Source organism: Shimia sp. FJ5 (assembly GCF_032918335.1).
GTDB lineage: Bacteria > Pseudomonadota > Alphaproteobacteria > Rhodobacterales > Rhodobacteraceae > Shimia > Shimia aestuarii_A.
In genome coordinates this window covers 213,318-230,221 of the sequence record NZ_JAWJUV010000002.1, presented here as the reverse complement: position 1 = coordinate 230,221, position 16,904 = coordinate 213,318, and the positions used below count along the sequence as shown (strand labels likewise).

16 protein-coding genes and 1 tRNA gene are annotated in these 16,904 nt (G+C 59.9%); 10 read left to right on the top strand and 7 right to left on the bottom strand.

What is annotated here, in order from left to right; translation table 11 throughout:
- Window positions 1-2 precede the first annotated feature (2 nt).
- From R1W01_RS07665 to R1W01_RS07655, 3 genes are read left to right on the top strand one after another with little or no spacing between them, the layout of a single operon-like run.
- Complete coding sequence (locus R1W01_RS07665) at window positions 3-1,295, top strand: ABC transporter substrate-binding protein (protein ID WP_411028152.1); 1,293 nt, start codon at window positions 3-5, stop codon at window positions 1,293-1,295.
- A gap of 50 nt (window positions 1,296-1,345) precedes the next feature.
- Complete coding sequence (locus tag R1W01_RS07660; RefSeq protein ID WP_243611647.1) at window positions 1,346-2,218, top strand: carbohydrate ABC transporter permease; 873 nt, start codon at window positions 1,346-1,348, stop codon at window positions 2,216-2,218.
- Window positions 2,215-3,024: a carbohydrate ABC transporter permease gene (locus tag R1W01_RS07655; protein ID WP_297754615.1), complete on the top strand. Its 810-nt coding sequence runs from the start codon at window positions 2,215-2,217 to the stop codon at window positions 3,022-3,024. Before R1W01_RS07660 ends, R1W01_RS07655 begins: the two co-directional genes overlap by 4 nt.
- Window positions 3,025-3,096: 72 nt before the next feature.
- Here R1W01_RS07655 and R1W01_RS07650 read toward each other — a convergent pair.
- From R1W01_RS07650 to R1W01_RS07635, 4 genes are all read right to left on the bottom strand, one after another.
- Window positions 3,097-3,172, bottom strand: a tRNA-Thr gene (locus R1W01_RS07650).
- Between the two features lie 44 nt (window positions 3,173-3,216).
- A complete protein-coding gene (locus tag R1W01_RS07645; protein WP_297754669.1) occupies window positions 3,217-4,752 on the bottom strand; it encodes a heme biosynthesis protein HemY in 1,536 nt (511 codons plus the stop codon).
- 14 nt (window positions 4,753-4,766) lie between these two features.
- Window positions 4,767-5,978 carry a hypothetical protein gene (locus R1W01_RS07640; protein WP_297754672.1) on the bottom strand — a complete coding sequence of 404 codons (1,212 nt, stop codon included), beginning with the start codon at window positions 5,976-5,978 and terminating at the stop codon, window positions 4,767-4,769.
- A 51-nt stretch (window positions 5,979-6,029) separates the two neighbouring features.
- Window positions 6,030-6,767: a uroporphyrinogen-III synthase gene (locus R1W01_RS07635; RefSeq protein ID WP_297754675.1), complete on the bottom strand. Its 738-nt coding sequence runs from the start codon at window positions 6,765-6,767 to the stop codon at window positions 6,030-6,032.
- Window positions 6,768-6,825: 58 nt separating this feature from the next.
- On the opposite strand from R1W01_RS07635, the gene tsaD reads away from it, so the two are divergent.
- Genes tsaD through R1W01_RS07615 form a run of 4 tightly spaced genes read left to right on the top strand, consistent with a single transcriptional unit; the run spans window position 6,826 to window position 9,570 of the window.
- The gene (gene tsaD / locus R1W01_RS07630; protein ID WP_297754678.1) at window positions 6,826-7,929 is read left to right on the top strand and encodes a tRNA (adenosine(37)-N6)-threonylcarbamoyltransferase complex transferase subunit TsaD; all 1,104 of its coding nucleotides are present in this window, start codon (window positions 6,826-6,828) and stop codon (window positions 7,927-7,929) included.
- Entirely contained in the window at window positions 7,926-8,891 is a 966-nt protein-coding gene (locus R1W01_RS07625; protein WP_297754682.1) for an NAD(P)H-dependent glycerol-3-phosphate dehydrogenase, read from the top strand. Before tsaD ends, R1W01_RS07625 begins: the two co-directional genes overlap by 4 nt.
- Window positions 8,888-9,157, top strand: coding sequence for a YciI family protein (locus R1W01_RS07620; RefSeq protein WP_297754684.1), 270 nt, complete (start codon window positions 8,888-8,890; stop codon window positions 9,155-9,157). Before R1W01_RS07625 ends, R1W01_RS07620 begins: the two co-directional genes overlap by 4 nt.
- The gene (locus R1W01_RS07615; protein WP_297754686.1) at window positions 9,157-9,570 is read left to right on the top strand and encodes an EVE domain-containing protein; all 414 of its coding nucleotides are present in this window, start codon (window positions 9,157-9,159) and stop codon (window positions 9,568-9,570) included. The genes R1W01_RS07620 and R1W01_RS07615 overlap by 1 nt, the downstream gene beginning before the upstream one ends.
- 233 nt (window positions 9,571-9,803) lie before the next feature.
- Here R1W01_RS07615 and R1W01_RS07610 read toward each other — a convergent pair whose 3' ends face one another.
- From R1W01_RS07610 to ahcY, 3 genes are all read right to left on the bottom strand, one after another.
- Entirely contained in the window at window positions 9,804-10,145 is a 342-nt protein-coding gene (locus R1W01_RS07610) for a DUF2853 family protein (protein ID WP_243613423.1), read from the bottom strand.
- A gap of 241 nt (window positions 10,146-10,386) precedes the next feature.
- The gene (locus tag R1W01_RS07605) at window positions 10,387-12,393 is read right to left on the bottom strand and encodes a TonB-dependent receptor domain-containing protein (RefSeq protein ID WP_297754691.1); all 2,007 of its coding nucleotides are present in this window, start codon (window positions 12,391-12,393) and stop codon (window positions 10,387-10,389) included.
- Window positions 12,394-12,774: 381 nt separating this feature from the next.
- Window positions 12,775-14,169 (bottom strand): adenosylhomocysteinase, encoded by a 1,395-nt coding sequence (ahcY, locus tag R1W01_RS07600; protein WP_297754693.1) that lies wholly within the window; start codon window positions 14,167-14,169, stop codon window positions 12,775-12,777.
- A 168-nt stretch (window positions 14,170-14,337) separates the two neighbouring features.
- Between ahcY and R1W01_RS07595 the strand changes: the two genes are divergently transcribed.
- From R1W01_RS07595 to R1W01_RS07585, 3 genes are all read left to right on the top strand, one after another.
- Window positions 14,338-15,291, top strand: a complete 954-nt coding sequence (locus R1W01_RS07595; RefSeq protein WP_297754695.1) for a glycosyltransferase family 8 protein — start codon at window positions 14,338-14,340, stop codon at window positions 15,289-15,291.
- A gap of 68 nt (window positions 15,292-15,359) precedes the next feature.
- Complete coding sequence (locus tag R1W01_RS07590; protein ID WP_297754697.1) at window positions 15,360-16,319, top strand: glycosyltransferase family 8 protein; 960 nt, start codon at window positions 15,360-15,362, stop codon at window positions 16,317-16,319.
- Window positions 16,316-16,900 (top strand): HD domain-containing protein, encoded by a 585-nt coding sequence (locus R1W01_RS07585; RefSeq protein WP_243613428.1) that lies wholly within the window; start codon window positions 16,316-16,318, stop codon window positions 16,898-16,900. The genes R1W01_RS07590 and R1W01_RS07585 overlap by 4 nt, the downstream gene beginning before the upstream one ends.
- Window positions 16,901-16,904: the final 4 nt, after the last annotated feature.

Below are 16,904 nucleotides of genomic sequence, written 5' to 3'. Positions count from 1 at the left end.
TCATGTTTGCGAAGTTCTTCCAAGGCGCCGCAATGACTGCGGCCATGGCCATTGCCGGGACTCTCCCCGCCAAAGCCACCGACCTGCAATTCTACTTCCCTGTCGCCGTAGGCGGCGGTGCTGCCGAAACCATCGAAAGCCTGACCAAGGAATACATGGAACTGAACCCCGGCGTGAACATCGACGCCGTCTATGCAGGTTCTTATCAGGACACCATCACCAAAGTGATCACCGCCTCGCGCGGCGGCAACGCCCCGCAGCTGTCCGTGGCTCTGTCGGTCGATATGTTCACGCTGATCGACGAAGACCTGATCCTGCCCTTTGACGACTTCATCAAGACCGAAGAAGACCAAGCCTGGCTCGATAGCTTCTATCCTGCCTTCATGGAAAACAGTCAGACGGGCGGCAAGACCTACGGTATCCCGTTCCAGCGTTCGACTCCGGTTCTCTACTGGAACAAAGAAGCCTTCGCCGCGGCAGGCCTCGATCCGAACACGCCCCCCGCCAACTGGACCGAGATGGTCGAGATGGGCAAAGCCCTGACCAAGCGCGACGCGAACGGCAACGTCTCGCAATGGGGCGTGCGCATCCCGACCTCCGGTTTCCCTTACTGGCTCTTCCAAGGCCTCACGACACAGAATGACGTGATCCTTGCCAATTCGGACGGCAACCAGACCAACTTCGACGACCCCAAAGTCGTTGAGGCGCTCGAGTATCTCGTCTCCCTGAGCGAAGAGCACGGCGTCATGGAGCCGGGCATCGTTGAATGGGGCGCAACACCCAAAGCCTTCTTCGAAGGTCAAACCGCGATGATGTGGACCACCACTGGCAACCTTACCAACGTGCGCAAGAACGCTCCGTTCGATTTCGGCGTCGCCATGTTGCCCGCCAACAAGCGCCGTGGCGCCCCGACCGGCGGCGGCAACTTCTACCTCTTCAAAGGCACGTCGGACGAACAGCTTTCCGCATCGGTCGACTTCATCAAGTGGATCACCGAGCCGGAACAATCCGCCAAATGGACCATGGCAACCGGCTATGTCGCTCCGCGTCCGGCAACTTGGGACACTGACACCATGAAGGCCTATGCCAAGGACTTCCCGCCGGTCCTCGTCGCCCGTGACCAGCTCGAGTTCGCTGTGGCTGAACTGTCGACCTACCAGAACCAGCGCATCACCCGCATCTTCAACGATGCTCTTGCTGCTGCGATCACCGGTCAGAAAGACCCCGCCACCGCCCTTCAGGAAGCCCAGGCGCAGGCCGACGCCATCCTGAAACCCTACCGCGTGGGCCAATAACCCCATGGGCGGGCCTGTTCGCGGGCCCGCCACCCCTCCCGGAGGCCTCGATGACGCGACGCGACTGGATACATGGCTGGCTTCTCGTCCTGCCAGCAATGGCGTTTCTTGTGCTTTTCACGCACTTGCCTGCCATAACCACGATCTGGAACAGCTTCTTCTCGACCCCACGGGGTCGTCGCCCAGCCATGTTCGTCGGCCTCGACAATTACGAACGCCTCCTGAATGACCCGATCTTCTGGAAGGTTCTGACCAACAACCTCTGGTTCGCGCTTGGCACCATCCCAACCTCAATCGCCCTCGCCATTGCCATGGCGCTCTTCGTCAATCGTCGATTCATGGGCCGAGGCTTCGTCCGCATGGCGTATTTCACGCCGACTGTCCTTCCGCTCATCGCAGTCGCTAATATCTGGCTCTTCTTCTACACGCCCGGCTTTGGGCTCATAGATCAGGTCATCGGCCTCTTCGGCTATGGTCAGACCAATCTCCTTGGCGAACCGGACACCGCCCTTGCCGCGATCATGGTTGTGACAATCTGGAAAGAGGCGGGCTTCTTCATGATCTTCTACCTCGCCGCACTACAAACCATCCCGCCGCAACTCACCGAAGCGGCCCGGATCGAGGGCGCAAATGGCTGGACCATCTTCCGCCGCATCACTTTCCCGCTCTTGATGCCGACAACGCTCTTTGTTTCGGTCAACGCGGTCATCAACTCCTTCCGCCTCGTCGATCACATCTTCATCCTGACAGGCGGCGGACCGGATAACGCCTCATCCCTCCTCCTGTTCTACATCTACGAAACCTCGTTCCGTTTCTGGGATACCGCCTACGGCGCGACGCTGACGGTGGTCATGCTTGCACTGCTCTGCCTCCTCGCCATTGGGCAGTTCTTTTTCTTCGATCGAAAGGTGCACTACAAATGACCTCCCTCGATCGGTGGCTAAGCAATGCCGCCGCCATCCTACTTGCTCTGCTTTGGGTGCTTCCCCTGATCTATGCGATCTGGACCGCGATTCACCCCGCCGCCTACGAGGCGCGCTTTGTTCTGACCGCGCCCCTGAGCCTTGAGAACTTTGTGAAAGCTTGGGATGCCGCGCCCTTCGCGCGCTACTTCCTCAATACCTTTATCCTCGTCACGACGATCCTCATCGGTCAGTTCATCCTCTGCACCCTCGCGGCCTACGCCTTTGCCCGCTATCGCTTTCCGGGCCGCGACATCCTCTTTACACTGGTCCTGCTACAATTGCTGGTTATGCCCGATATCCTGATCGTCGAGAACTACAGGATGATCCGGTCCCTCGGCCTCGTTGATACGATTTCCGCCATCGCCTTGCCCTATATCGCCTCAGGCTTTGGTGTCTTCCTGATCCGCCAAAGCTTCATGACCGTGCCCCGCGAACTTGACGATGCCGCGCGCATCGAAGGAGCCGGGGCGCTCTCGATCCTCTGGCGTGTCTACGTGCCCCTCGCCAAGCCGATCTACCTCGCCTACGGTCTCGTCTCGGTAAGCCACCACTGGAATAATTTCCTCTGGCCGCTGATCGTCACAAACTCTGAGGAAACCCGGCCCGTCACTGTCGGATTAAGCATCTTCTCAACCTCAGACTCTGGCATCGAATGGTCTGTCATCAACGCCGCGACCCTGATGACCTCCGCGCCGCTGTTGATCGCCTTCCTCCTGTTCCAGCGCCAATTCGTCCAAAGCTTCATGCGCGCAGGAATTAAATAGCGCCCCGCGTCTGGGGCGCATCACGATCAAAACGTCATATGAAAGAAGGTGCTTCCGAAGTGTCTCGGAAAATGGTGCCGCTGAAGGGACTCGAACCCCCGACCCACGCATTACGAATGCGTTGCTCTACCAGCTGAGCTACAGCGGCACACGCGGGGCGCTCATAGCACCCCGACGCGCGCTGGAAAAGCGTTATTTTTCGACAAAGCCCGGCTGCACCGCGGGCGTCGCCTCGGGCGCATAGTTTTCCTCTTCCTCGTCGGGCTCTCGCGGCGCGAAATCGTCCTCGTCCACGATCTCCGCCTCTATCGGGGCGTCCTCATCCTCGAGGTCATCGTCGCTTTGATCCTCAAGCGCGCCAACGATAAGCGGCAACATCTCGACCCCGGTCGCGCTCCGAACCTCCGATTCTGGCGGCGCCGTCCATGCAAGCGTGTCGAACGCCTTGCAGTTCTCACAAACCGGCGCCCAATCCGCGTGGATATGGTGGCACTTGTCACAGACCCATTGCGGACCGCGCGGTGCAGTCAGGGCCCGCGCAAGCCAACCTTTGACAACCGCATCCTTCGCGCCTTCGCCCCGCTCGATCGCCGCCATGATGGTCAACGACCGGGTTGTCGGGTCTGTTTCATAAAGATCGCCCAGCGCACGGCGCGCCTCCGGGAAATCCTCTGCCGCAATGTTGAGTTCTGCCATGAGCATCTGGCTCTCGGCATGGTCCTTATTGCCCTTGATGAGTGTCTTGAACCGTTTGATCCGCGCCGCCGGGTCTTCGTCCGGCGCGATCTCTGCATAGGCCGCAGCAAGATCGGGATGCGGTTGGGCCTGCCATGTTTTCTGCAATAGACGCGAGGCATTGCGCGCCTTGCCTTGGCTGATATAGCTGCGTGCCGCCATCACCGCTGCGGGGATGAGGTCGGGCGAAAGTTTGTTCGCCTCAATCGCCTTCTCGCGCGCTTCAACCGACGCATCTTCATCAAGGATGTCCTTGGCCTCCGAAAGCGCCAGGACCGCATCGCGGCGTTTGTGCACATCGCGTGGCAGGCTGCCATGACGCAATTTCGCGCCAAGCGTTGCACGCGCCCCGGCCCAATCGCCAGTATCCGCCTGCAACCGCAATAGCGTATCCTGCGTCTCCTCGTGTCTCGGCTTGAGCGCAAAGGCCGTCTTGGCAAGCTTGAGCGCCGCGTCCGTCTTGCCCTCGGAAAGGGTCTGTTTCATCAACCCGCGCACCCCGACAAAGCGGGTCGAGTCATCGGCAAGCAGCTTCTTGTAGACCTCGGTCGCCTTCTTGCGGTCGCCCGACATCTCTGCCGCCTGCGCCGTCAGAAGGTTGGTCAGCTCGGGTTTGCCAAGATAGCGCTCTGCCTTGCGCGCCTTGTCGATCGCCGTCGCGCCCTCGCCAGAAGCAAGCGCCAAAAGACCATCGGCCAGCGCCTGATACCCCTTCTTCTCGCGGTTGCGGTCGAAATATCGGCTGATCGCCGTTTCATCGCCATTCAGGAACTTCAGCACCGCAACAAGAAACGACATGAGCTTGAACAGAAGCCAGCACAGCACCACAAGAGCGACGAGCGCGATCACCGCTTGAAGCGGCCCGAGCGTGTATTCCACCCCGGCGACGGTGATCATCACACCGCCATCGCTCTCCATGAGCCAGCCAGCGCCATAGGTCAGGCCGGCAATAGCGGCTACGAAAAGAAGGATTTTAACAAGCGACCAGAGCATGAAATGTCCTTTGATTAATCGGTCAGGCCCTGGGCAAGGGCTTCTGCGGCGGCCAGTGCGGCGGCGCGTATCTCTGCAGACTCACGCCAGGACGCCATCTGAGCCTTGCTTTCTTGCGGAAGGGCGTCGATCTCGGCCAGAGCTTCATCGATTTTCCCGCCCTTGAGGGCGGCCTCCGCGCGCGACAGGATCGCGTCCGGGTCATCCCCTTCTTTTGGGGTCACCGACCGTGCACCAAGCTGCGCCTTGAGGAATGCTCCAATACGGCTCCCGGTGTCTTCCGCGCTTTGGTCTTTGCGCGCCTCTGCCAGCGCGGCCCGCGCGGCATCCGGGAAGGCGTCGATCAGGGCGGGCAAGGTCGGAACCCCATCCGCCGCCGGATCTGCAAGGGCCGCCGGAACGCTTTCGCCGCTCGCATTGGCGAGATCGATAAGCGCCGCCTCATAAGACGCCCCCGAGTCGAGCGCCGCCATCACGCGCGTCAGCGCCGCCTGAACAAGCGTGCTACGCGCTGTCTGTTCGCTATTGGCCTTGAGCGTTTCCGCCTCTTCGAGCTGCGCCGCGACCTGCGCCCGAAGCTCTTCAACCTCGCGCTCATAGGCTTCGATGGCCGAGGCCGAAAGGCCGTCGCTCATCGGGCGTTTCTCCGCTTCGGTCAGTCGCGCACCAAGCGTGATAACGTGTTGCGCCACCGACTCGACCCGCTCTGAAAGCCCATCAATCCGCGCTTCAAGGGCTTTGGCATCTGTGCTCGCGGCAACCGCACTTTCCGCATTTGCAGCGATATCGCCTTGCCCTGCGCGCAGCCCGTCGATTTCTTCTTGTTGTGCCGCGATCCGTGCATCGATTGCGGCAAGCGCGTCTTCATCGGCCCCAAGCAAAAGCCCCTGCGATTGCATGTAGGTTGCCGCGCCAAATCCGATCCCGGCCGCCACGACACCACCAATCACCGTGGGAACAAAACCACCACGCTTAGCGTCTGCTGGTTGCGGCTGTTCTTCGGCGGGGGTCTCTTCTGGTGCCGCCTCTTCGGTAGACTCTTCCTCGCCAGATGCCTCATCTTCCGCCTGCGGCTCTTCGATTAGAAGCGGGGCCTCTTCATCGGTTGCCTCCGTCTCTTCAACGATCTCGGCCTCCGTGACCTCGTTCTCGACTTCCTCAGTCTTCACGGCGTCTTCGTCGTGTTCGGTCTCTTGCGATGTGTCGGTCTTGTCTGACTTGGCCACCCGATCTAACCCTTTCGAATCCGGTTTCGCTGTGTCGCGCCTCACTCAAGTCTAGGCACTGTCCCCATCAGTCTCAATGCGGCACGCTGCATCTGCAAACTGTTTTATCCCCGCGACCATGAAATCAGCATGCGGCTCGGGGGTCACGATCATGCGCCTTGGCGAGAGGGAGCGCGCCTCCTCTGCCACCGCCTCGCTCATCGCGACAATAAAAAGCGGTGCATGAAACGGCCCCGCTTTCGCAACCTGCGCCGCGCTGCGCGGTGAAAAAAGGGGAAGTATAAGGGGCTTTTCCCGCCCCAATAGCTCTTTTGCCTCGGCGTTCAACGGCTCTGCCTCCTGCCGATAAACGACCATATCCATGGTCTCAATCCCGGCTTCCTGAAGCCGCGCCGCCACATCCCCGCGCGCGTGCGCCCCACGGAAATGAACAAGCGGCCCACGAGGCGCATCGGCCAGAATCCGCCGCAAGAGCGACTCCGCATCGCCCCCCGCGGCGCGCGCCTGCCACCCTTTGGCATTGGCCGCTGCGGCTGTCGCCTCTCCGACGCACCACGCCGGAAGGCCGCGCCCCTCGACAGAGGCGACTCCGTTTTTCGATGTAAAGATCGCCCCCGCCATCCGCGCAGGAAGCGAAACCACACTGGGTTCGATCCGCAAGACCGGTGAAAACACCACTGGCGCAGTGATCCCCTCGGCCCGAAGACGCGCCTCAAACCGCTCTGACGCGTCTTGCGGACGTGTTAGAAGGATCGGAACTTGGGCATCACGCATCAGTATGGCCAGCATTGTTCAGGGCTCCTTTCGGTGTTACCTGCCAGTGCAAGGGCGCGCAACGGCATTGAACATGAACGAGAACACCGAAACGATCCTTCTAGGCCTCGAAAGCAGCTGTGACGACACGGCCGCCGCGATCCTGCGCGCCACACCAGGCGCGGCCCCCGAGATTCTTGCCTCCATCGTGAAAGGTCAAACCGATCTCCACGCGGCTTTTGGCGGTGTCGTCCCCGAGATCGCGGCCCGCGCCCATGCCGAAAAGCTTGACTTGTGCGTAGAAGAGGCGCTCACCACGGCGAACCTGACACTGGCCGACCTTGATGCGGTTGCCGTGACAGCCGGGCCGGGCCTCATCGGAGGCGTCCTTTCGGGCGTCATGGTCGCCAAGGGGCTTTCCGCAGGCCTTGGCATCCCGCTCATCGGCGTCAATCACCTCGCGGGCCATGCGCTCACGCCGCGACTGACCGATCAGGTCGCCTTTCCCTACCTGATGCTGCTGGTCTCTGGCGGACATTGCCAATTCTTGATCGCGCGCGGCCCCGAAGATTTCTCGCGTCTTGGCGGAACGATTGATGACGCCCCCGGCGAAGCCTTTGACAAGACCGCCCGCCTCCTTGGTCTTCCACAGCCCGGTGGCCCCTCGGTTCAGTCCGAGGCCGCAAAAGGCGACGCCAAGCGCTTTCGCTTCCCGCGCCCGCTTCTTGATCGGCCCGGATGTGACATGTCTTTCTCCGGCCTCAAGACGGCCCTCCTACGCGCCCGCGATGCGCTCGTCGCCGAAAAGGGCGGCCTCACGGAACAAGACCGCGCCGACCTCTGTGCCGGTTTTCAGGCCGCCGTCGTCGATGTCCTGTCCGAGAAGACCCGCCGTGCGCTCGATATCTATCTGACCGAGATACCAACCGAACCGCTCCTCGCGGTGGCTGGTGGCGTCGCCGCAAATACCGCCATTCGGGCAAGGTTAGAGACTGATTGCGGTGAACGCGGCGTGACGTTCACCGCCCCTCCGCTTGCCCTTTGCACCGATAACGCCGCGATGATCGCTTACGCGGGGCTTGAACGCTTTGCCAAAGGCGCCAAAGATGACATGACATTGGCGGCCCGCCCGCGCTGGCCGCTCGACCAAACCGCGCCCGCGCTTCTCGGATCGGGCAAGAAAGGGGCCAAGGCATGAGCATAAGCGTCATCGGCGCAGGAGCCTTCGGGACCGCACTGGCGATTTCGCTCGCCCGGACGGGCATTCCGGTCATGCTCTGGTCCCGCGATCCCGATCACGCCCGCGACATGCAGGAAAACCGTGAAAACGCGCGTCGCCTTCCGGGCCTGACCCTGCCGGACGCCATCACTGTTACCTCGGATATCACCCAAGCCACCGCCGGAACGATGCTCCTCGCAGTTCCGATGCAACGCCTGCGCAACCTGCTTCTGACGCATCCGCTTTTGGATGGGCACACGCTCGTCGCCTGCTGCAAAGGCGTCGAGCTATCAACACAGCTTGGCCCTGTCGCCGTCATCGAGGCCTGCGCCCCCAAGGCGACCGCCGCGATCCTCACCGGACCGAGTTTTGCTGCCGATATCGCCCGAGGTCTGCCCACCGCCCTGACACTCGCCGTCGAGGACGCAGCCGTTGGGAAAACCCTGCAACAGGCTCTAACAACGCCCAACTTGCGTATTTATCGCACCACCGACACCATCGGGGCCGAGCTTGGCGGAGCTTTGAAGAACGTCATCGCGATCGCCTGCGGGGCGACCATCGGCGCGGAACTGGGCGAAAGCGCCCGCGCCGCACTCATGACCCGCGGCTATGCCGAGATGAAGCGCATGGCCGGTGCCCTTGGTGCGCGCCCCGAGACGCTCGCCGGGCTTTCTGGGTTTGGCGATCTCGCCCTGACCTGCACCTCCGATCTGTCGCGAAATTACCGCTTCGGTCTGTCCCTTGGACGCGGTGAGCCCTTTGATCCGTCAATAACGGTTGAGGGCGCCACAACTGCCCGCGCCGTGCTTGACCGCGCCAACGCGCTTGGCATCGACATGCCGATTACTGCCGCCGTGACTGCGCTTCTCGACGGCTCCCTTGAGATTCAGCAGGCCATGGAACACCTGCTTTCCCGCCCCCCAAAAGAGGAACACGCATGAAAATCGCCCTCATCGCCAAAGACAAACCCGGCGCACTCGACATTCGCAAGGCCAACCGCGACGCCCATGTCGCCTATCTCAAAGCAACCGACGCCGTGGAGATGGCCGGTCCGTTTCTGGACGAGAACGGCGAGATGTGCGGCTCTCTCGTGATCCTGAACATGACGCTCGAAGAGGCACAGGACTGGGCCGCCAACGACCCCTACAAGAAGGCCGATCTCTTTGCCTCGGTCGAACTCAAGCCATGGAACAAGGTTCTGGGCTGATGGCATATTGGCTCTTCAAATCCGAACCAAACACCTGGGGCTGGCAGGATCAGCTTGCCAAGGGGGACACGGGCGAGGAATGGGATGGCGTGCGCAACTATCAGGCCCGCAATTTCATGCGCGAGATGAAGATCGGCGATCGCGGCTTCTTCTATCACTCGCTCAAGGAGAAATCCGTCGTCGGCATCGTTGAGGTCATCGCCGAGGTCCATCCGGATTCCACAACCGATGATCCCCGCTGGGAATGCGTCGATATCAAGGCCGTTGAAAGCGTCCCCGCGCCTGTCACACTCGACATGATCAAGTCCGATCCGCGCCTTGCCGAAATGGTGTTGGTGAAGAACTCGCGCCTCTCGGTACAGCCAGTGCGCGACGAGGAATGGGCGATCATCTGCGAGATGGGCGGCCTCTGAGGAAAATACAAACGGAGGCTCTGCCCGTTTACCCCCGGCCAGAACCTCCGTTACCCCACGTGCTCCCTACTCACCACACGTGATCCGTATATTGGTTCCGGCCGTCCTAGCCTTCTTCCTGACATTACCCAATCTGGCGCATTTCGCCAAATCCGAAGTCTTTAGAAACCCACGCAAAAAAGAAACGCCCGCTTAACCAAAAGCAGGCGTTCCGGAAAACCGTTCGGGAGGACTTAGCCGTAAATGGCTTCCTTACCGAAATGCTTGCAGAGCATGTAATAGACCACGGCGCGGTACTTGTTGCGCTCAGAGCGGCCATAGGTATCGAGCACCTTGTTGATCGCATCCATGAGCTCCGGCCCATCCGACAGACCGAGCTTCTTGACAAGGTAGTTGTCTTTGACGGTCTCAAGCTCGCTCTCTTGCGTCGCCGCAACGGTCGAGGCGTCATCGTTGTAGATCGCCGGACCACAGCCAATGGTCACTTTCGTCAACAGATCCATGTCTGGCTGCATCCCGCATTTGTTGCGCAGATCATCCGCGTATTTCTCAATCAAGTCGTCGCGTTTACCCATCTTCAATTCTCCTTTTGTCGGAAAGTCCCACGAAATCGTAGCAAAGCCAGCACGGCTTGGCATCAACGTTAAACGTTCTGTCTCACCACACAAGGGAAATGGCCGGGGTCTTTTCCCCGTATTCCGCCATCTCGAGGGGCTTGAGATCGCCGCCCACCGAAATGCAAACGGGCCGGGAATTCCCCGGCCCGCCCGTTCAAACCTCTTGCCCACAACCAAGTCGCCGGGGCTACGGCGTCGATCAGAAGCGCGCTTCGCCGCCGATATAGATGCTGCGGCCGGGGCCGGTTTGGTCATCGCCAAGCCACGGCACATAGGTCTTGTCGAACAGGTTCGAGACCTTTGCGTGCACCGTGAAGCTCTCGTTCACTTTGTAGCTCGCGAAGATATCGACAAGGCTGTAGCTCGCATCGCGCTGCGTCGCGACCCCGGAGTAAGGCGCCGTATAAAGACCACCCGACGTATAGTTGTATTGGCCGCCAACGGTCAGCGTATCATCGAGGAAGTGACGCGCCGCACGCAGGCTCCACGTGCTGTCGGGGAGATACTGCCCAGTGCCGAGACCGGCCAACTGCGCGGGCAGCTTGCTATCGTTCTTGGTGAACGAAAGCCCAAGGTCATAAAGCTCTGCTTCGTAATCAAGCTGAACCTCGACGCCGCTGGTCTGTGTCGTGCCGGGAACGTTTGTAAATGCATAGCCGGTTGCGCCCCAAGCGTTGGTGAAGCCCGGCGTCGCAATCACGTAGTCTTCGACATTCATGCGATAGTAGTTCACGCGCCCGGAAAGGCGGTCGCCCTCCTGCAAAAGGCCGCTCCGCTCGATGTTGAAGCCAAGCTCAAAGCCCGTCGAAATCTCGGGGCGAAGCTCCGGGTTTCCGACCATGCCGCCGGTGCCACCGCCCGGATGCGTGCCGCCAAGCATGGTTTCCTGAAGCGTTGGAGACCGCGAGGCGCGCGAGATGGTCGCGTAAGGCTGGAACCAATCTGTCGCCCAGTAGGCCACGGTGAGTTTGGGATTGAGCGAGCCATGGCTGGTATCAAGCGTACCGCTCGTGGTTGACCCTTCAAGCGAATAGGAATCATAGCGCAAGCCGGCGGTGATCTCCCATGCGGCTCGGGTAAAGATATTCTCGGTAAAGATCGCGGCACGGCGCGCATCGCCATTGGCCGGGTTCACACCTGAGTTCGAACCCGCAAGCTTGTCACGGGAGTATTCAACACCATTGATGCTCACAACATCCCAGGCACCGGGCGCAAACTCGGAGATGTTGGTCGCGTTAAACCCTGTCGTGCGGGTCTGCATGATCCGCCCGACCGAGCCGCCACCGAAAGGCGATGTGCCGACATATCGCAGGTATTCAGTCTCGATATCGGCGAGGAACAGGTTCACATCGAGATTGATCAGACCGTCACCGGCATTAAAGCCGTACCCAAAGGTAAACGTGCTGCTGGTTAGGTCTTGCTCATAGCTGTTTGCGGCAAAATCGGCGTTGTACTGCATCGCCGAAAAGCTGATCTTCTGACGATCGTCGAGATTGTAGCCAAGCTTGATCAGGCCGGACCAGTTGTCCTTGTAGGTAAAGTTGCGGGTGGCGCCGCTGCCATCTTCAAAGTTATCCGCGTCATGACGGCTAAACGCGACAAGCGCCTCGGCCGTATCATCGGCATAGGCCGTCGCAATCATCGAAGACTTGCTATTCTGGTTGTTGCCATAGCTAAACCGCAGCAGGCCGCCGAAACCTTCACCATCGACAACATCCCGCGCCGAGATCGTGCGGAAGTTGACCGATCCGGCGATGCCGCCGCCGCCCTTCGTTGTCGTCGCGCCACGCGTGATATCGATCCCCGCTAGGAGGTTCTCATCGACATAGGTCAACCCTTGCGCCGCGTGCCCGGTGTAGCGGAAGTTCTGTGGCACCCCGTCGACCATGGTCGATACCCGGCCGGAGCCTTCGAACCCGCGGATGTTCACTGCGACGCCGGGGTTGGCCGGGTCATGCTGGGTGAAAACCGAGGTCTGGGTGCGCAGGATATCATCGATCGCGATCGTGCCGCCCTGCGCGGTAAGGTCTTCTGCATCAAGACCGGTGGTGTTGCTTCCGGCGGTGATCGGTGTGCCGTCTTCCTCATAGCCGATAATCACAGCATCAAGAAGGATTGTCGGCTCTTCTGCGTGCACCGCATGGCCAAGCACGGCCAGACCCAGAGCAATGGCAGTCGTGCTGCCCAACCTGTTCTTAAACGTCATTTCATTCCCCTTTTGACGTGCTGCCCGCACAAATAATCGCGCAAAAGACAGCAGGAGACCGGGCCTGGGAAATGCGTTGCAATCCCTTCGAACGAGGGGGCATTGAACCTGAGAGGTCTTCGATATGTGGATTGCTGGAGTCTTGGGGTTTCCGGCGCTGCACGCGGGAAAGGCCTGAGATCTGGCTGATGCGCTTCTCTTACCAAGGACTGGCACCCTGTCAACGCAGCGGGGGAGGCCCAAAAGCGAAACAGGGTATCTGTGTTCTAAATGTCATAAGAAACCGCACCTTTTCTCTGATGCGGCTTTCTGACGTCGGTACAAACAAAAAATGCCACCCGCTCAAGCAAGCGGATGGCACATCTTGATCTGTCGAGGCGCTTAGTAGCGATAGTGCTCCGGCTTGAAGGGGCCTTCCGGCGACACGCCAATATAATCCGCCTGCTCCTGGCTCAGTTGCGAAAGCTTCACACCGATCCGCTCAAGGTGCAGACGCGCGACTTTCTCGTCGAGATGCTTCGGCAGGATGTAGACCTCGTTCTCGTAGTTCTCGCCACGCAGCCAGAGCTCGATCTGCGCCAGAACCTGGTTGGTGAACGAAGCCGACATGACGAAGGACGGGTGCCCCGTCGCGTTGCCAAGGTTGAGAAGGCGACCCTCCGAAAGAAGGATGATCCGCGCGCCCGAAGGCATCTCGATCATGTCCACCTGATCCTTGATGTTCGTCCATTTGTGGTTCTTGAGGCTCGCGACCTGAATCTCGTTATCGAAATGGCCGATGTTGCCGACAATCGCCATATCCTTCATCTCGCGCATATGCTCGATGCGGATGATGTCCTTGTTGCCGGTGGTGGTGATGAAGATGTCCGCGGTCGGAACAGCTTCCTCAAGCGTGACAACCTCGAAACCATCCATCGCCGCCTGAAGCGCGCAAATCGGGTCAATCTCGGTCACTTTCACACGTGCGCCTGCACCACGAAGAGACGCCGCCGAACCCTTGCCCACGTCGCCATAACCACACACCACGGCGACCTTACCAGCCATCATGGTATCGGTCGCGCGGCGGATGCCGTCGACGAGGCTCTCTTTACAGCCGTACTTGTTGTCGAACTTCGACTTGGTGACACTGTCGTTCACGTTGATCGCGGGGAAGGGCAGGTGGCCTTTTTCCATCATCTGATAGAGACGATGCACACCAGTCGTAGTTTCCTCGGTCACACCTTTGATCATATGACGCTGCTTGACAAACCAACCGGGGGTTTCTGCCATGCGCTTTTTGATCTGTGCGAAAAGGGCGACCTCTTCTTCCGACTGCGGGTTCTCGATGAGGTCGGTCTCGCCTTCTTCAACGCGCGCACCCATCAGGATATAGAGCGTCGCATCGCCGCCATCGTCGAGGATCATGTTCGCGCCGCCTTCTTCAAACATGAAGATCTTGTCCGCGTAGTCCCAATACTCCTCAAGCGTCTCGCCCTTCACCGCAAAGACCGGGGTGCCGCCCGCAGCAATCGCTGCTGCCGCGTGGTCTTGGGTCGAGAAGATGTTGCACGACGCCCAGCGCACATCCGCGCCAAGCGCGACCAGCGTCTCGATGAGAACCGCAGTCTGGATGGTCATATGAAGCGATCCGGCAATGCGCGCGCCTTTAAGCGGCTTCTCGTCGCCGTATTCCTCGCGCAGCGCCATCAGGCCCGGCATTTCCGTTTCCGCGATATCAAGCTCCTTGCGGCCAAATTCCGCGAGGTTGATATCCTTGACAATATAATCGGTCGCCATCGCGCCCAGCTCCTTTGATCCATAGCTTTGCGCACCAGATAGCACCGACCCGCCCCTTGGACAATGGCGGGCCCGCGCGACACGGGGATGAAAGGCAAACCACCCTCAGGGATTGTCACATACGCCCCCCACAGGACATACTTGCCTGGAAAAAGACCGGAGATCCCCGTGGACAATCCGTCTTCGACCATGCGCAAGGCTCTCGTCTATACCGTAGACGAGCGTGAACGCGCGATTGCTCTATTCTCTGCGTGGAAAGTCGCCACCGTCGCAAAGCCGCGCGATTTCGACATCCTGATCTGTAGTTTTGAGCCGCTCGCCATTCCTGCGCACCTATCTGCCCTGGGTATCCGCAACGTGGTTTTTGACCTGCATGACAAGATCAGCGCCGAGAACCTGCCACAGATCTGGCTACCGCTGATCACCTATCTGCGCCTTTGGCTCCCGGACGCGCTGAGGCTGCGCTATGACCGCCTCCTCTACCTCGACGCCGATACCTATCTCGTATCCCCAGACCTGTCTCACCTCTTCGAAGTGGATCTTGGCCCGCATGTGCTCGCCGCCGCACTCGACAAGATGCAGTGGGAGAACCCGAACCGCCCCATTCTCGACTTCGCGGCGCAGGGGATGAACGTCCGACGCTATCTCAACGCGGGGGTCTGTCTGTTCGATGTCGAAGGCTACAATGCGCGTAATCTTCTTGGTCAGATGCTGGAAATCCATAGGGCAGGGGCCAAGCTTCAACACCATGACCAATCGCTCATCAACCTCGCGACCAAGGGACACTGGGCAGAACTCTCGCCGCGTTGGAACTGGCAATGGACAAGCCGTTTTCCCGGACTGACAGAGCGCGCAGATCCCCTCCTGCACCATTTCGGAGGTGCCCCGAAACCATGGGACGCGGCTCGACGCCCAACAAATTTCTCCGGTCCCATTGTCGAGGAATACGCCACCTTCCTCTCCCTCGAAGACAGCATTCACCGATTTGAGACCAATCACTACGGCGGGCTACGTCCGTCGATCCCCGCTCAAATCAAGGGGCTCGTCGATAGCGCCCTCGCATATCGTCACTTCCGCAAACTGATGAAGCGCCATACCGATGCCTTTGAGACCCGCCTCTGAGGCATGAACACCGTTGCGACAGCGGCGACCCTGCGATACCCATTGCGGGCAAATCCGGAAGGCCCAACATGAAACCTGCGCACGTTGACCCAGAGCATCAGAATGCCCTCATCTACTGCGCAGATGACAACGCGTTGCCAAGCGCGCTCTTTAGCGCGTCACGGGCTGCTCTGCTCAATCCCGACCGCCGGTTTGATATCCTCGTCTGTAGCCTGAGCCCGATCGCTTTGCCGCGGTATTTTCTCGATCTCGGGATCAAACCCGTTCATCTGGACTATACCGACCATCTGAAGGCCGCAGGCGTGCGCGAAAGGCATCTCCCGATCACCGCCTTTCTCCGCCTCTGGCTCCCCAAAGCCTTTGCCGACACCTATGAGCGCATCCTCTATGTCGATACCGACACAGATATCGTCGATCCCAGCCTCTCGGACTTCGATCTGCTTGACCTTGGACCGCATGCAATCGGCGGCGTGCGTGACAAACAGCAATGGACGGAGATCGACCGATCCATCCACGAATTCAAATCACGCGATCTTGGTCGCGGGGCCTACATGAACGGCGGCGTGATGCTGATCGACACCGAAGCGTTCAATCGCCGTGGCCTTCTCGCACGCCTCTTGCGCACAAACGAGACAATGGCGCCCTTCATTCACCACGATCAATCGCTGGTGAACTTGACTCTGCGCCATGAATGGGCCGAGCTTCACCCGCATTGGAATTGGCAAGGCGCGCTCTGGTATCATCGCTTTACCGCAGAGGCGGCGCCGCGCATCATTCACTATGTCGGCCCCTACAAGCCCTACAATACGAACGGCAATCAGCTGCACTATCCAAGCGAGATCGTCAAAGGCTATGCCGATTTCATGGCCGCTCACTTCCCAGACAGGCCACAACCAGAAGTGCCGTCGCATTCCCGCCTTGGCAAGGCGCGTATCGCGCTGAAAATGCGCTATGACGATCTGCGCCTGACACGGCAGCTTAGGCCTCTTTCTGGCCGGTTTAGAGACGATTTTGAGGTGTTTACATGAGCCGCGCATGGCAACGTATGCTCTCGGGCCGAAGGCTCGACCTGCTTGACCCGACTCCGGTTGATATCGAGATTGAGGACATCGCCCACGGGCTTGCCTTTGTGGCCCGATGGAACGGCCAAACCCATGGTGACTTCGCCTATTCCGTGGCCGAGCATTCGCTGCTTGTCGAAGAGATCTTCACGCGGATGAACCCCGCCGCCCCAGCCAAATGGCGCCTGGCCGCGCTCTTGCATGATGCGCCGGAATACGTGATCGGTGATATGATCTCTCCGGTGAAGGCCGCTGTTGGCCCGGGCTACAACGAACTCGACAAACGGCTTGCTGCGGCGATCCATATCCGCTTTGGCCTGCCCGCGACGACTCCGGTTCAGATAAAACGCCAGATCAAGAAGGCCGACACTCTGAGCGCTTGGCTAGAGGCGACCGAGATCGCCGGCTTCACCGTCGCAGAAGCCAACAAGATCTTCGGCAAGCTCGATCACAAGCTGACCAAGGGCCTCTCCATCCGCCTGCGCCCGCCGGTCGAGGTTCGGCGTTGCTTCACTGAACGTCATAGCGCTCTGCTGGCAGAAATATAGGTTC

Excerpts from the sequence above, each read along its gene's own strand:
- R1W01_RS07665 (WP_411028152.1), top strand. The coding sequence starts at position 3 with ATGTTTGCGAAGTTCTTCCAAGGCGCCGCAATGACTGCGGCCATGGCC.
- R1W01_RS07660 (WP_243611647.1), top strand. The coding sequence starts at position 1,346 with ATGACGCGACGCGACTGGATACATGGCTGGCTTCTCGTCCTGCCAGCA.
- R1W01_RS07655 (WP_297754615.1), top strand. The coding sequence starts at position 2,215 with ATGACCTCCCTCGATCGGTGGCTAAGCAATGCCGCCGCCATCCTACTT.
- R1W01_RS07645 (WP_297754669.1), bottom strand. The coding sequence starts at position 4,752 with ATGCTCTGGTCGCTTGTTAAAATCCTTCTTTTCGTAGCCGCTATTGCC.
- R1W01_RS07635 (WP_297754675.1), bottom strand. The coding sequence starts at position 6,767 with ATGCTGGCCATACTGATGCGTGATGCCCAAGTTCCGATCCTTCTAACA.
- tsaD (WP_297754678.1), top strand. The coding sequence starts at position 6,826 with ATGAACGAGAACACCGAAACGATCCTTCTAGGCCTCGAAAGCAGCTGT.
- R1W01_RS07625 (WP_297754682.1), top strand. The coding sequence starts at position 7,926 with ATGAGCATAAGCGTCATCGGCGCAGGAGCCTTCGGGACCGCACTGGCG.
- R1W01_RS07620 (WP_297754684.1), top strand. The coding sequence starts at position 8,888 with ATGAAAATCGCCCTCATCGCCAAAGACAAACCCGGCGCACTCGACATT.
- R1W01_RS07615 (WP_297754686.1), top strand. The coding sequence starts at position 9,157 with ATGGCATATTGGCTCTTCAAATCCGAACCAAACACCTGGGGCTGGCAG.
- R1W01_RS07610 (WP_243613423.1), bottom strand. The coding sequence starts at position 10,145 with ATGGGTAAACGCGACGACTTGATTGAGAAATACGCGGATGATCTGCGC.
- R1W01_RS07605 (WP_297754691.1), bottom strand. The coding sequence starts at position 12,393 with ATGACGTTTAAGAACAGGTTGGGCAGCACGACTGCCATTGCTCTGGGT.
- ahcY (WP_297754693.1), bottom strand. The coding sequence starts at position 14,169 with ATGGCGACCGATTATATTGTCAAGGATATCAACCTCGCGGAATTTGGC.
- R1W01_RS07590 (WP_297754697.1), top strand. The coding sequence starts at position 15,360 with ATGAAACCTGCGCACGTTGACCCAGAGCATCAGAATGCCCTCATCTAC.
- R1W01_RS07585 (WP_243613428.1), top strand. The coding sequence starts at position 16,316 with ATGAGCCGCGCATGGCAACGTATGCTCTCGGGCCGAAGGCTCGACCTG.